The following is a 13,471-nucleotide window of genomic DNA, read 5'->3' as shown; positions in this document are numbered from 1 at the left end:
TCAGTCCTCCGTCTTCTCGGGCGGGCGTGCGGCGAGGCGTGCGCGCTGGCGTCCCGCGTCGTCGAAGTTGCTGTCGTCGAGCCAGTCGTCGAGGGCCTTGCTGACCCGTGGCCACTCGAGGTCGGTGATCGAGAACCAGTCGGTGTCGCGGTTGCGGCCCTTGTAGACCACGGCGTTGCGGAAGCGGCCCTCCCAGATGAAGCCGAGCCGGATCGCGGCGCGCCGCGACGGGGCGTTGAGGCTGTCGCACTTCCACTCGTAGCGCCGGTAGCCGAGGTCGTCGAAGACGTGGCGCATCAGCAGCGCCATCGCCTCCGTGGCCGCACGGCTGCGCTGGAGCTGGCGGCCGAAGGCGATCCCGCCCACCTCGATCGAGCCCATCGCGGGATCGATGCGCATGAGCGAGCAGAACCCCACCGCGCGGTCGGTCTCGGCGGCCACGATGGCGAAGGTGACCTGGCCCGCTTCGCGGGTCGCGTCGAGGATCCGCGCCAGCTCGTCGCGGTCGCGGGGGCGCTCCCAGAAGAGGTACGTCCAGACCGGGTCGTCGTCGGAGCGGCACAGGGCCGCGAACAGGTCGTCGACGTGCTGGGGGCCGACCGGCTCGAGGCGTACGCCGCGCCCCTCGAGGACCGTGTCCCCGGCCGGGACCCTCGCCGGGGTCCAGTCGACGGGGCGGCCGATGCGCTGGCCGTGGTCGTTGGTGCTCCGGGTCCGGGTCGCCGAGAGCCGCACTCCCACGGGTTGACTCATCGCAGTGCCTCCGCAACCGCGGCGATCCCGCGCTCGACCTCGTCGAACGACGTGGACAGCGGCGACAGGCCGATCCGCAGACCGCCGGGGTCCCGGTAGTCCGGGATGACGTCGCGCTCCCACAGGCGTGCGGTGACCTCGCGCATCTGGTCGTGGTGGAGCGTGACGTGGCCGCCGCGCCGGGCCGGGTCGCGCGGCGACGCGAGGGTGACCTCGGGCAGGTGTGCGTCGGCGAGCTCGACGGCGTACGACGTCAGCGCGACGGACTTGGCGCGGATCGCCTCGATGCCGGCCTCCTCGACGAGCTCGAGCATCGCCTGCATCGCGACCATGCCGAGGATCGGGGGCGTGCCGGAGATGAACCGCCTGATGCCGCCAGCCGGCGTGTAGCCCGGCCCCATGAGGAACGGGTCGGCGTGGCCCATCCAGCCCTGGATCGGCTGGGTGAGCTCGCCCTGGAGGCGCTCCGCGACGTAGCCGAAGGCGGGCGAGCCGGGGCCGCCGTTGAGGTACTTGTAGCTGCAGCCGACGGCGAGGTCGACGTCCCACGCGTCGAGCTCGACCTCGACGGCGCCGGCCGAGTGGCACAGGTCCCACAGGACCAGCGCGCCCGCGTCGTGGGCGATCCGGGTGAGTTCGGGAGCGTCGGCCAGCCACGCCGAGCGATACGCCACGTGGTTGAGCACGACGAGGGCCGTGCGCTCCCCCACGACCTCGCGCAGCTGCTCGGGCGTCACCCCGGCGGAGGTGTCGACCTCGATCCAGCGCAGGGACAGGCCGCGCTCGGCGGCGATCCCCTCGGCGACGTAGCGGTCGGTCGGGAAGTTGTCGGTGTCGATGACGATCTCGGTGCGGGACGGCTCGGTGCGAGCGACGTGGTCGACCGCCGCGCGCATCAGCTTGTAGAGCCAGACGGTCGTCGAGTCGCCGATCGCCGTCTGGCCGGCCGCGGCACCCAGGCAGATGCGAGCGAGGTCGTCCCCGAGCGTGGTCGGGAGGTCCATCCAGCGCTCGTCCCAGCCGCGGATCAGGCGCCCGCCCCACTCCTGCACGACGAACGCGCCGAGTCGCTCGGCCGTGGCCGCGACGGGACGTCCGAGCGAGTTGCCGTCGAAGTAGACGAGGTCGGAGGAGGCGCCGACGAAGCGCTCGCGGAAGTGCGCCAACGGGTCGGCGACGTCGAGGTCGGTTGCGGTGCTCACGCTCCGCAACCTATCCGTCGACGCCGCGACGTCCCGCCCCGCGTCAGTAGCAGACCGCGCCGTGGGCCGCGGACTGCACGACCTTGCGGTACTTGCCGAGCACGCCGCGGGTGTACTTCGGCGGCAGCGGCTCCCAGCCCTCCGCCCGCCGGGCCAGCTCGGCCTCGTCGACGTGGACGTCGAGCGTCATGTTGGCCACGTCGAGCGTGATCTGGTCGCCGTCGACGAGGAAGGCGATCGGGCCGCCGTCGCTCGCCTCGGGGGCGATGTGGCCCACGCAGAGCCCGGTCGTGCCGCCGGAGAAGCGCCCGTCGGTGATCAGCAGGACGTCCTTGCCGAGGCCGGCGCCCTTGATCGCGCCGGTGATGGCGAGCATCTCGCGCATGCCCGGACCGCCCTTGGGGCCCTCGTAGCGGATGACCACGACGTCGCCGGCCTTGATCTGCCCCTCGGTCAGGGCGTCGAGCGCCTTGCGCTCGCCGTCGAAGACGCGGGCGGTGCCGGTGAAGGTCGAGTCGTCGAACCCGGCGCTCTTGACCACAGCACCGTCCGGGGCGAGCGAGCCCTTGAGGATGGTCAGACCGCCGGTCGCGTGGATGGGGCGCTCGAGCTGGCGCAGGATCTCGCCGTCGAGCGGCTTCGGGTCGATCTCGGCGAGGTTCTCCGCCATCGTCTTGCCGGTGCAGGTGAGCACGTCGCCGTGCAGGTGTCCGGCGTCGAGCAGGGCGCGCAGCAGCACCGGGATGCCGCCGACGCGGTCGAAGTCGGTCCACACGAAGCGGCCGAACGGCTTCATGTCAGCCAGGTGCGGGACGTTCTTGCCGATGCGGGTGAAGTCGTCGAGCGTCAGGTCCACCTCCGCCTCGCGGGCGATCGCCAGCAGGTGGAGGACGGCGTTGGTGGAGCCGCCGAGGGCCATCGCCATCGCGATCGCGTTCTCGAAGGCCGGCTTGGTCATGATCTGGCGCGCGGTGATGCCCTGGCGGAGCATCTCCACGACGGCCTCACCGGACTTGTGCGCGAACCCGTCGCGGCGACGGTCCACCGCCGGCGGCGAGGAGCTGCCCGGGAGGCTCATCCCGAGCGCCTCGGCGACGCTGGCCATCGTGTTGGCGGTGTACGCGCCACCGCAGGCACCTTCGCCGGGGCAGATGGCCCGCTCGATCTCGTCGACCTTCTCGCGGGTGATCCTGCCGGCCAGGCAGGCGCCGACGGCCTCGAAGGCGTCGATGATCGTGACGTCCTTGCCGTCGACCTGACCCGGCATGATCGTCCCGGCGTAGAGGAAGACGCTGGCCAGGTCGAGACGGGCAGCCGCCATCAGCATGCCGGGCAGCGACTTGTCGCACCCGGCCAGCAGGACCGACCCGTCGAGTCGCTCGGCCATCATCACCGTCTCCACCGAGTCCGCGATCACCTCGCGGCTCACCAGGGAGAAGTGCATGCCCTCGTGGCCCATGGAAATGCCGTCGGAGACCGAGATGGTGCCGAACTCCAGCGGGTAGCCGCCGGCCGCGTGCACGCCGTTCTTCACTGCCTTGGCCAACCGGTCGAGCGACAGGTTGCAGGGAGTGATCTCGTTCCAGCTCGACGCGACGCCGATCTGCGGCTTCTCCCAGTCGTCGTCACCCATGCCCACCGCGCGGAGCATGCCCCGTGCCGCGGTCGCCTCCAGGCCGTCCGTGACGGCGCGGCTGCGGGGCTTGATGTCGGGTCCGTTGGCGGCATGGGTCATGCCGTCAGGCTAGTGCGCGGCTCCCGGCCCGGGGAGCAGCGTCTCAACGTGCGCTCACGCCGCAGGCGCCTTGCGGGCCCACACGGCTCGCATGGACTCCCGCTGCTCGTCCAGGTGCTCCGCCTCGGCCGCCAGCTGGCGGAGCGACGGATGGTCGACCGGCGTACCCCGGACCATGCGCTCGAGCCGACGGTCGTGGGCGCAGGTGCGGAACCTGATCATCGGGTCCTTCGCCGCCCGAGACCGGTCGATCCAGTCGTAGTAGCTGCTCGACGTCGACGGCACCCCGGACGGCACCCACCACCCGGTCACCCGCAGGTCGGTGTGGGCGGGGTACCTGTTGCCGCCGTGCTGCCGGGCACCGTCGTCGCGCATCGGCCCGACCTCCTCCCCGGTCTCGGCGCTGTGGACACTCGGCACCAGACCGGCAAGCCTCAGCAGCGCGTGCAGCACGCTCGCCCGCGGGCTGGTGCGCCCGGTCTCCCACCGCGCCACGACCGACTGGGAGACGTCGATCCGCGCGGCCAGCCCCCGCTGCGACACGTCGAGGATCCGCCTGATCCGGCGTACGAGCCCGGGGATGCCCCCGTCGAACGGCCCCATCTCGAGCCACTCGAGCTCCTCCTTCGTCGCGAACTGCGTGACGGTCCCCGTCGTGTCCATCGTTGCCCCCTGGCTGGTCGCGTGTGTGTCGTTCCCTCCATCCCAGCGAGGGGTGGCGACAACGTCGCGCTCGTCGTCCACAGGCCGCCTTGCCCGCGCGGGGAACGGCCAGCCTGTGGACGGTTCGTGGTCACACACGGCCGGGCGTCAGCGCGACTCGCCCCACTGGCGGTTGAGTCTCTGAGCGACTCGACCCGGAGCTGCAGGGAGGAGCAGGCGAGAAGCCGTCCGAGCCCAGACAGGGCCGGGCTGGATCAGGCTCGCTCGGCTTCGGCCTTGAGCGAGGCGAGACCTCGTTCGAAGTCCCGGCCGATGGCCTTGTCGAAGAAGAGCCTGCCCATCAGACCCATCACCGGATTGCGGGTCCCGGTCATCGTCCACGTCACGTCGGTGGCATCGCCGGCCGGCACGAGGCCGAAGGTGGTGACGTTCGTGGCCTTGAACGGCTTGAGGAACTCGAGGTCGACCACGACGGAGGTGGGCGTCGACCCGGTGATGCGCATCATGCCCTCGCCCGCCTTGCGGTTGCCGGACCACCTGTACGTCGATCCGACTCCGCTCACGGGGCCGGTGTAGTCGCGCCGCAGGTCGGGGTCGACGTTCTCCCAGGGTGACCACTTCGTCCACTCTCGGAAGTCATCGACCAGGGCGTGGACCATCGCGGGGTCGGCGCGGACGCGGGTGCTGCGGGAGAGGGAGAAGTCGGCCATTCGGTCGTCAGTCGATCCGGGCGGCGCGGACCACCATGACGTCCGGCAGGTCCTTGTGGATCTCGCGCCACGTGGCGCCCTCGTCCGGGGACGCCCACACGCCGCCGTTGCGTCCGCCGAAGTAGAGCCCGGCCTGCTCGTGGTCGTCGGTGCACATCGCGTCGCGCATGACGGCGGCGTAGTAGCCGTCGGGGAGGTTGCCCTCGCCCAGCGGCTCCCAGGACGCGCCCGCGTCCGTGGTGCGGTACACCCGCGCCTTGCCGTCGACCGGCCAGCGCGCCTCGGCGCCCGTGATCGGGAAGTTGTACGCCGTGTCGGCGCGGTGGGGGTGCCCCACGATCGCGAAGCCGAACTCGGTGGGCAGCCCGGGGGCGATGTCCTGCCAGGAGGCACCGCCGTCGTCGGAGCGGTAGACGCCGCCGTGGTTCTGCAGGTAGAGCCGCTCGGGGTCGACTGCGTCGCGGGCGACCTTGTGGACGCACTGACCGAACTCGGGGTAGTTGCGCTCGCCGGGGAAGAACTCCGCCCTCACCCCGGTGTTGGAGGCAGTCCAGCTCTCCCCACCGTCGGAGGTGACGTAGACGCCGCCCGTGGACAGCGCGGCCAGCACGCGGTCGGGGTCCTTCGGGTGGGGCAGGATCGTGTGGAAGGCTTGGCCACCGAAGCCCTCGTTCCACTCCTCGCGGTGCGGGTGGTCCCACAGCCCGCGGACGAGGGAGAAGGTCTCCCCACGGTCGTCGGACCGGAAGACCGCTCCGGGCTCCGTGCCCGCCCACACCACCTCGTCGCCGCCGTCCGCGGACAGGCCGGGTTGCAGCTGCCAGACCCGCGCGAGCGTCGCGCCGGTGTCCTCGGGGAACCGGGCGGCACCGTTGGGGGTCTCGTCCCAGGTGGCCCCGAGGTCGTCCGAGCGCCACACCTGCGGACCGAGCCAGCTCGACGACGCCCCTGCCAGCAGCCGCGGAGCCCCGCCGCGCGTGTCGACCATGACGGAGTACACCTCCTCCATCGGGAAGTGCGGACCGCTCCACTCCCACGACGTGCGCGCCTCGTCGGAGGTGCCGAGCCACATGCCCTTGCGGGTCCCGACCATGAGCAGCGTGCGCGACATCGGACCTCCAGGACCGGGTTGAGCGGGGAGCCGCCGTGACTATTCCGATTAGGAACACTACTCTCGACGGGAGATGAGTCAAGACATCCCGGTGACCGGATACGCGATCCTCGGCCTCCTCACCTTCGGCGACGAGCTGACGGGGTACGAGATCAAGCAGCGCGCCGACGTCACGCTCCGCTTCTACTGGGTCTCCCCCGCGATGAGCCAGATCTACACCGAGCTCCGGCGGCTCAGCGACCACGGCCTCGTCACGGCCGACGTCCGCACCGACGGCGGGCGGGACGTGACGACGTACGCGATCACCGGTGCAGGCCAGGCCGCGCTGCGCGCATGGATGGACACCACCCCGGCCGGCTTCCCCGTCCTCAAGCACCCGGTGCTGCTCCGACTGCTGGTCGGCCACGTGACCGAGCCCGAGCAGACCCGCCAGATGCTGCGCGAGTACGTCGCCGAGCTCGACCAGGCGCTCGTCGACCTCGGCCAGGTGCGCGAGAGCCTGCGCGGGGCTGACGAGCCGGGACAGCCGTTCAGGTTCCCGTCGCTGGTCGCCGAGTGGGGGCTGGACTACTTCGACGCCGAGCGCCGGCACACGCACCGGGCCCTGGCGAGCCTCGGTGAGACCGGTCCCGGGGACACCGACGCCACTGCCTAGGCTGGCGTGGTGACGACCCGACCGAGCTCCGCCCTGCTCGGCCCCGTGGGCCTGGTGCTGGTCGGCATCCTGTCGGTCCAGATCGGCGCCGCCATCGCCAAGGGCCTCTTCGGGGAGATCTCCCCGACCGCGATGGTGTGGCTGCGCCTGGCCACCAGCGCACTCGTCCTCGCCGCCCTCGCCCGGCCACGGCTCTCCGGCCGGAGCCGGCAGGACTGGGTCGTCGTGCTCGGCTTCGGCGCCAGCCTGGCCACGATGAACTGGGCGATCTACCAGTCCTTCGCGCGCATCCCGCTCGGCATCGCGGTCACCATCGAGTTCATCGGACCGCTGACGCTGGCCGTCCTCGGCTCGCGACGCGCCCGCGACGTCGTCTGGGTGGGGCTCGCCGCCGTGGGCGTCGCCCTGCTCGGCTTCCAGCGCAGCGACCTCGACCTCGTCGGCGTGGCGTACGCCCTGCTCGCCGGCGTCGCGTGGGCCGCCTACATCCTGCTCAGCTCGAGCACCGGTCGGCGCTGGGCCGGTTTCGACGGGCTGGCGGTCGCGAGCATCGTCGGGGCGACGGCGATGACGCTCCCTGCGCTCATCAGCGCGGGCGCCGGCCTCTGGGACGCCCGCGTGCTGCTGATCGGTGCGCTCGTGGGCCTGCTGAGCTCGGTGATCCCCTACAGCTGCGAGCTCGTCGCGCTGCGCAGCCTGCGGCCCGCCGTGTTCGGCATCCTGATGAGCCTCGAGCCCGCCGCCGCCGCGCTGGCGGCGATCGTCGTGCTCGAGGAGCACCTCTCGACGCTCCAGTGGCTCGCCATCGCCTGCGTGGTGGCCGCGTCGATCGGGGCGACCCGCTCGGGAGCCTCGCCGGGCGAGCCACCGGGGGCCACGGACGAGGACCGTTCGGCGGCGCACGGCACAATCGCCACATGAGACCGCGCCTGGCCCTGTGCTCGCTGACGCTGGTCGCCCTCGCCGCGACCGGCTGCTCCGGCAACACGCAGGAGCCGATCCCCCGCGTCACCCAGCCCACCGACCTGCCCAGCCAGCCGACCCCGACCGAGCAGCCCGAGCAGACCGAGGGTGACGGCGGCGGACGCAACGGCCCGCCGCGCGCCGAGGGCACACTCGTGGACCTGCTGGAGGTGCCGTGGGGCGTCGACTTCCTCCCCGACGGAGCGGCGGTCGTGACCGAGCGGATGACCGGTCGGGTCCTGCGCGTCACGTCTGACGGTGACCTAGGCCGGCTGGGGGCGATCGGTGCCGTCGTCCCGCAGGGTGAGGCCGGGCTCCTCGGGGTGGCGGTCTCCCCGGACTTCGAGCAGGACCGCGCGCTCTTCTTCTACCTCACGACCGGCACCGACAACCGGGTCGTGCGCGCCGAGCTCGACGGGTCGTCGCTCGCGACGCCGACGGTCGTCCTCGACGGCATCCCCGCCGGCTTCATCCACGACGGCGGCCGCATCGCCTTCGGACCCGACGGCCACCTCTACGTCACCACGGGCGAGACGGGCGACCCCGCGCTGGCCCAGGACCCCGAGAGCCTGGCGGGCAAGATCCTCCGCATCACGCCCGACGGCGAGCCCGCTCCCGGCAACCCCGATCCCGACTCCCCCGTCTACTCCCTCGGTCACCGCAACGTGCAGGGCCTGGCATGGGACGACGAGGGGCGGCTGTGGGCCTCGGAGTTCGGCGACTCGACCTGGGACGAGCTCAACCTCGTCGAGAAGGGCGGCAACTACGGCTGGCCCGAGGTCGAGGGCAAGGGCGACGACGAGCGCTTCGTCGACCCGCAGGTCGTCTGGCCCGTCGAGGACGCCTCCCCCAGCGGACTGGCGTACGCCGACGGGCACCTGTGGATGGCCGGGCTCCGCGGGCAGCGGCTGTGGCGCATCGCCGTCTCGGCCCGCGGCCGCGCGTCGGCCCCCACCGCCTTCTTCACCGAGGACTACGGACGCCTGCGCACCGTCGTCACCGCGCCCGACGGCCTGCTGTGGCTCACCACGTCCAACCAGGACGGACGCGGCGAGCCGACGCCGGCCGACGACCGCATCATCCTCGTCCGACCCTGACGAGGCCGGACGGGCTCAGCCCGGGCGTACGACCGCGCGACGCGCCGCCCGGCGCAGCGTGGTGAGGATCGCCGGTCCGAGCACGACGATCGCGACCCCCGTCGTGATCGCGCGGCCCGTGTCCCAGCCGCCGGTCGAGGTCAGCAGGGTGTAGACGAGGAACCGGTGGGCGTTCTCGAGCACCGGTGCGCCCGCGACGTAGGCGAGCGAGCCCTCGTGGCCGGGCACCACGATGCCCAACGCGAACGGCCAGGAGCTGAGGTTCATCAGCAGGCCGTAGAGGTAGGAGGCCACGACCGCGTAGGCGACCAGCATCGCGATCTCCGCACGTCCGCCGACCCGCCGCGGCAGCAGGCCGGCGCCCATCCCGACCCACGCGGCGCAGATCATCTGGAACGGCAGCCACGGGCCCACCCCGGCGGTCAGCAGCGCCGACGCGAACAGCGACGTGCAGCCGAGCACGAAGCCGAAGCCGGCCCCGAACACGCGCCCGCCGAGCACCAGCAGGAAGAAGACCAGCTCGATGCCGGCGGTCCCCGCGCCCAGCCCGCGCATGACCGCGTTGATCGCCGACAGCACGCCCAGGACCGCCAGGACCCGGGAGTCCATGCCGCCCTCCCCCATCTCGGCGAGGACCACCACGACGACCAGCGGGAGCAGGGCCAGGAAGAGGAACGGCGGCTCGACCCGCTCGCCCGGCTGTGCCACCAGGAGCAGCGGCCAGCAGAGCATCATCAGGCCGGCGAGCGAGGCGACGACGAGCACGGCCGCCGTCCGCGGTCCGATCGGCATCGCGACGTCGGTGAGGGTCTTCGGGCGGTTCTGGAGCGCACTCATCGGGCACCTCCTGCGAGGGCGGCAGCCACTTCCTCGACGACCAGCCACGGGGGGCCGAGCACCTTGGTGACCTGTGGGGCGAACGACGGCGACTCGGCGAGCACCCGGCGCGGCGGACCGCTGGACACGATCTCACCGTCGGCCAGGACCACGACCTCGTCGGCGACGTGGGCGGCGAACTCGACGTCGTGAGTGGCGACCAGGACCGCGCGGCCGTGGGTGGCCAGGTCCGCGACGATCCGCGCCAGCTCGGCCTTGCCGGCGTAGTCGAGCCCGCGGGTGGGCTCGTCGAGCAGCACGACCGGGGGACGCGCGGTGAGCACGATCGACAGCGCGAGCGCCAGGCGCTGGCCTTCGGAGAGGTCACGCGGGTGGGTGGCGTTGTTGATCCCGGGCGCGAGGCGGTCGAGGAGCCCGCGGCAGGTGCCGGGCGCGGATCCTGCGCCGGTGTCGGCGGCAGCGCACTCGTCGGCGACGGTCTCGAGGTAGAGCAGGTCGGCGGCGGTCTGCGGGACCAGCCCGACGTGCGTACGCCGCTGCGCCGGCGCCAGCGCGGCGGGGTCCTCGCCGTGGACGTCGACGCTGCCGGAGGAGCGCCGGCCGGTCCCCTGCAGCGCCCAGATGAGGCTCGACTTGCCCGAGCCGTTGCGGCCCATCAGCACGGTGACCTGTCCGACCGACAGGGTCAGGTCGACCTCGCGGACCGCGACGTGGCCGCCGTGGACGACGGTGACACCTGCGGCGGTCAGGAGCGGTGCGGACTCGCGGGCCGCGACGGGTTCCGGTGCGGCCAGCGGCGGGAGCTCGCGTGCACGACGCCGGGCGTCGCGCACGGTCAGCGGGAGCGGCTCCCAGCCGGCCAGCCGGCCGAGCTCGACCAGCGGCGGGGCGACGGGCGAGTCGGCGAGCACCTGCTCGGGGGCGCCGACGCGGATGCTCCCGTCACCGGTGACGAGGGCGATCCGGTCGGCGAACGGCACGACCCGCTCGAGGCGGTGCTCGGCCAGCAGGACGGTCAGGCCCAGGTCGTGGACGAGGCGGGTGATGGTGGCCAGCACGTCCTCGGCCGCCGTGGGGTCGAGGGCAGACGTCGGCTCGTCGAGCACCAGGACCCGCGGGTGGGTGGTCAGCACGGAGCCGATCGCGACTCGCTGCTGCTGCCCTCCCGACAGCGTGCGGAGGTCGCGCGAGCGCAGGTCGGCGATGCCGAGGAGGTCGAGCGTCTCCTCGACGCGGCGGCGCATCGTCTCCGGCGCGATCGCGAGCTGCTCCATCCCGTAGGCGAGCTCCTCCTCGACGGTGTCTGCCACGAACCCGGCGAGCGGGTCCTGACCGACGTATCCCACGAGGTGCGCGCGCTCGCGCGGCGGCTGCTCGACGATGCTGGTGCCGTCGAGGAGCACGTCCCCGGTCAGCACGCCGCCGGTGAAGCGCGGGACCAGCCCGGTCACGACCCCGAGCAGCGTGGACTTGCCGACGCCGGTGCGCCCGGCGACGAGGACCAGCTCGCCCTCCTCGAGGGTGAGGTCCACGTCGCGGAGCACCTCGCGCTCGTCGTAGCGGAGGCCGATGCCGCGCAGCTCGATCATGCGAGCGCCTCCCGGCGGACCGGCGCACGGGTCGGGGCGCTGGCGGGGACCGGGGTCGCGACCGCCGGGACCATGCCGAGGACGCCGACGAGAAGCGCGGCGGGCGACAGGTAGGGCGCGACGTCCACGCCGGGGTAGGCCACGACCACCTGAGCGTGCCCGACCCACCAGCCGAGGACGGCGACCACCAGGCCGGTGCCCACGGTGAGCAGCTCCGGCGTACGCCAGGGGTCGGGTCGGTAGCGGGTGCGGTGCACGCGACGCCCGGCGCTCAGCATGCCGAGGACCGCGACGACGACCCCGGCGCCCAGCATGGGCAGGGCCAGCACCTGCGGCGCGGTCGGGTCGAGCCAGGCGTACGTCCCCACGCAGATGCCGATGAGCGCGAGCAGGAGCAGCGAGCCCGTCACCCGGCGCTCGCTCCGGGTCGCTCCGCCGGAGCGACCGTAGCCGCGGGTGTCCATGCCCGCGGCCAGGGACAGGGAGCGCTCGAGCGCGTCCTCGAGCACCGGGACGAGGAATCGGCGCAGCCGACCGACGCCGGAGGTCGCACCTCCGCGCAGCGCCTGGGCGGCCCGGACGCGTCGGGCGCTGTCGGCCAGCTGGGGGAAGATCGTCACGGCGACCACGAGCGCGGTGCCGATCTCGTAGAGCGCGGGCGGCACGGAGGCCAGCAGGCGCTTGGGGTTGGCGAGCGAGTTGGCGGCCCCGACGCACAGGATGACCGCGGCGAGCCGGAGCCCGTCGTACAGCCCCGCGAGCAGCGCCTCCTGCGTCACCGGCCCCAGGAGTCGCACGCCCGCAGCCCAGTCCGGCAGCGGGACCTCCGGCAGGTCGAGCAGGACGTGACCGAGCTCCTGGCCGCCGAAGACGATGCGGAAGACCACCCGCAGCACGACGGTGAGCACGGCGAGCCAGACGTAGAGGCGGAACGAGCGGCCGAACGGATGACCGGACCGGCGCGCCATCACCACGACCGTGACCGACCCCATGACGAGGAGCAGCAACAGCGGGTTGGTCGTCAGGGATGCCGCAGTGGCCAGCCCGATCGCCCAGGTCCACCAGGCGATCGGGTGCAGGTCACGCGGCAGCCCCGACAACGGCGCAGCCGGTCCGGTCACGACGCGTCAGACCCCCCGTCTGCGACGCGCCACGACGCCACTGACCGCGATCGCAACAGCGATCAGGGCGACGACTCCCCAAGTGACCGCGGCCGGCACGCGGGCCGGCTGGTCGGCGGTCGGCGCGGCCGCGTCGGCGGGGCCGCTCGGGGTTGAGTCTCCAGGAGACTCAGCCCCGACCTCGGGGTCCTCGGGGTCCGCGCTCGGGCTCTCGCCACCCTCGCGCCCTTCCTTCTCCGACCGCTTCTCGGAGCCCTTCTCGGTGCGTGAGTCGCTGGGAGACTCAGGGGCGAGGGGCGACTCGGACGGGTCGGCTGCTGCGGACTCCGACGGCGTCGCCGCGGGCGCCGAGGTCGGTGCGCTGGGCGACGGACTGCTGGACTGCGACCCGCCCCCCGGCCCGCTGTTCGAGCCGCCGTTGCCCGACGTCGGCGAGGACGTGGGCGAGGACGTGGGCGAGGACGTGGGCGAGGAGGACGGCGCGCTCGTCGGCGCGGAGGACGGAGACGGTGTCGGCGACGGAGAGGCCGCAAACACCGGCGGGGCGACGGCAGGTGGTGCGGCGCTGCCACTGCCCTGCTTCCACGCCCAGGCGACCGAGCCCCCGGCCGGGACGGTCAGGGAGCCCGAGCCGGAGGACGAGTAGACCCACGAGCCGGACGTCCCGTCGGACCACCACAGGCCCCAGTAGGCGTCGGCCGGCGAGGCGTTCTGGCAGGGGTCGCTGGTCGGGACGCCGTTGACGCGACACACGAACCCCGGCTGGCGCTGGGCGTAGGTCAGGCTCACCCCGACGGACGCGACGATCGCCGTGGCGCTCTTGCCGCCGCCGTCCGCTGCGCAGGCCGCCGTCGCTCCCCCGCCGAGCTCGCGGTAGTCGACGACGACACTGACGCCCCCACCGGAGGTGCAGGTGGCCGCTCCGGCCGCGGGCAGGACGGCTACCGGCCCGAGACCGAGCACCACGCCGCCACCGACCAGGCCCGCGGCCAGGACGGTGAAGGTGGCGGCGACCCGCCGGACGAGGGCACCCAT

13 protein-coding genes are annotated in these 13,471 nt (G+C 73.0%); 3 read left to right on the top strand and 10 right to left on the bottom strand.

Annotated features, from left to right (window positions below):
- The 6 genes from IRX98_RS10535 to IRX98_RS10510 form a co-directional block, all read right to left on the bottom strand.
- Positions 1-753: a GNAT family N-acetyltransferase gene (locus IRX98_RS10535; protein ID WP_224276517.1), complete on the bottom strand. Its 753-nt coding sequence runs from the start codon at positions 751-753 to the stop codon at positions 1-3.
- Positions 750-1,955 (bottom strand): kynureninase, encoded by a 1,206-nt coding sequence (gene kynU / locus IRX98_RS10530; protein WP_224276515.1) that lies wholly within the window; start codon positions 1,953-1,955, stop codon positions 750-752. The genes IRX98_RS10535 and kynU overlap by 4 nt, the downstream gene beginning before the upstream one ends.
- A 43-nt stretch (positions 1,956-1,998) precedes the next feature.
- Entirely contained in the window at positions 1,999-3,690 is a 1,692-nt protein-coding gene (gene ilvD, locus IRX98_RS10525) for a dihydroxy-acid dehydratase (protein ID WP_224276513.1), read from the bottom strand.
- 54 nt (positions 3,691-3,744) lie between these two features.
- Complete coding sequence (locus IRX98_RS10520; RefSeq protein WP_224276509.1) at positions 3,745-4,353, bottom strand: helix-turn-helix domain-containing protein; 609 nt, start codon at positions 4,351-4,353, stop codon at positions 3,745-3,747.
- Positions 4,354-4,607: 254 nt separating this feature from the next.
- A complete protein-coding gene (locus IRX98_RS10515; protein WP_224276507.1) occupies positions 4,608-5,063 on the bottom strand; it encodes an SRPBCC family protein in 456 nt (151 codons plus the stop codon).
- Between the two features lie 7 nt (positions 5,064-5,070).
- Positions 5,071-6,174, bottom strand: a complete 1,104-nt coding sequence (locus IRX98_RS10510; RefSeq protein WP_224276505.1) for a WD40/YVTN/BNR-like repeat-containing protein — start codon at positions 6,172-6,174, stop codon at positions 5,071-5,073.
- A 73-nt stretch (positions 6,175-6,247) separates the two neighbouring features.
- Here IRX98_RS10510 and IRX98_RS10505 point away from each other — a divergent pair, with 73 nt between their 5' ends.
- Genes IRX98_RS10505 through IRX98_RS10495 form a run of 3 tightly spaced genes read left to right on the top strand, consistent with a single transcriptional unit; the run spans position 6,248 to position 8,889 of the window.
- On the top strand, positions 6,248-6,829 hold the full coding sequence (locus IRX98_RS10505) for a helix-turn-helix transcriptional regulator (protein ID WP_224276503.1): 582 nt from the start codon (positions 6,248-6,250) through the stop codon (positions 6,827-6,829).
- A gap of 9 nt (positions 6,830-6,838) precedes the next feature.
- Positions 6,839-7,750 carry an EamA family transporter gene (locus tag IRX98_RS10500; RefSeq protein WP_224276501.1) on the top strand — a complete coding sequence of 304 codons (912 nt, stop codon included), beginning with the start codon at positions 6,839-6,841 and terminating at the stop codon, positions 7,748-7,750.
- Positions 7,747-8,889 (top strand): PQQ-dependent sugar dehydrogenase, encoded by a 1,143-nt coding sequence (locus IRX98_RS10495; protein WP_224276499.1) that lies wholly within the window; start codon positions 7,747-7,749, stop codon positions 8,887-8,889. The genes IRX98_RS10500 and IRX98_RS10495 overlap by 4 nt, the downstream gene beginning before the upstream one ends.
- A 15-nt stretch (positions 8,890-8,904) precedes the next feature.
- On the opposite strand, the gene IRX98_RS10490 is transcribed toward IRX98_RS10495, so the two are convergent.
- The 4 genes from IRX98_RS10490 to IRX98_RS10475 are packed head-to-tail and all read right to left on the bottom strand — an operon-like array spanning position 8,905 to position 13,471.
- Positions 8,905-9,726: an ECF transporter S component gene (locus IRX98_RS10490; RefSeq protein WP_224276497.1), complete on the bottom strand. Its 822-nt coding sequence runs from the start codon at positions 9,724-9,726 to the stop codon at positions 8,905-8,907.
- Entirely contained in the window at positions 9,723-11,315 is a 1,593-nt protein-coding gene (locus IRX98_RS10485) for an ABC transporter ATP-binding protein (RefSeq protein WP_224276495.1), read from the bottom strand. Before IRX98_RS10485 ends, IRX98_RS10490 begins: the two co-directional genes overlap by 4 nt.
- Positions 11,312-12,436 (bottom strand): energy-coupling factor transporter transmembrane component T, encoded by a 1,125-nt coding sequence (locus IRX98_RS10480; protein WP_224276493.1) that lies wholly within the window; start codon positions 12,434-12,436, stop codon positions 11,312-11,314. The genes IRX98_RS10485 and IRX98_RS10480 overlap by 4 nt, the downstream gene beginning before the upstream one ends.
- A 6-nt stretch (positions 12,437-12,442) precedes the next feature.
- Positions 12,443-13,471, bottom strand: a complete 1,029-nt coding sequence (locus IRX98_RS10475) for a hypothetical protein (protein WP_224276491.1) — start codon at positions 13,469-13,471, stop codon at positions 12,443-12,445.

Source organism: Nocardioides lacusdianchii (assembly GCF_020102855.1).
Classification (GTDB): domain Bacteria; phylum Actinomycetota; class Actinomycetes; order Propionibacteriales; family Nocardioidaceae; genus Nocardioides; species Nocardioides lacusdianchii.
Note: the sequence above shows the minus strand (reverse complement) of the source record. Positions and strands in the feature narration are given on the sequence as shown.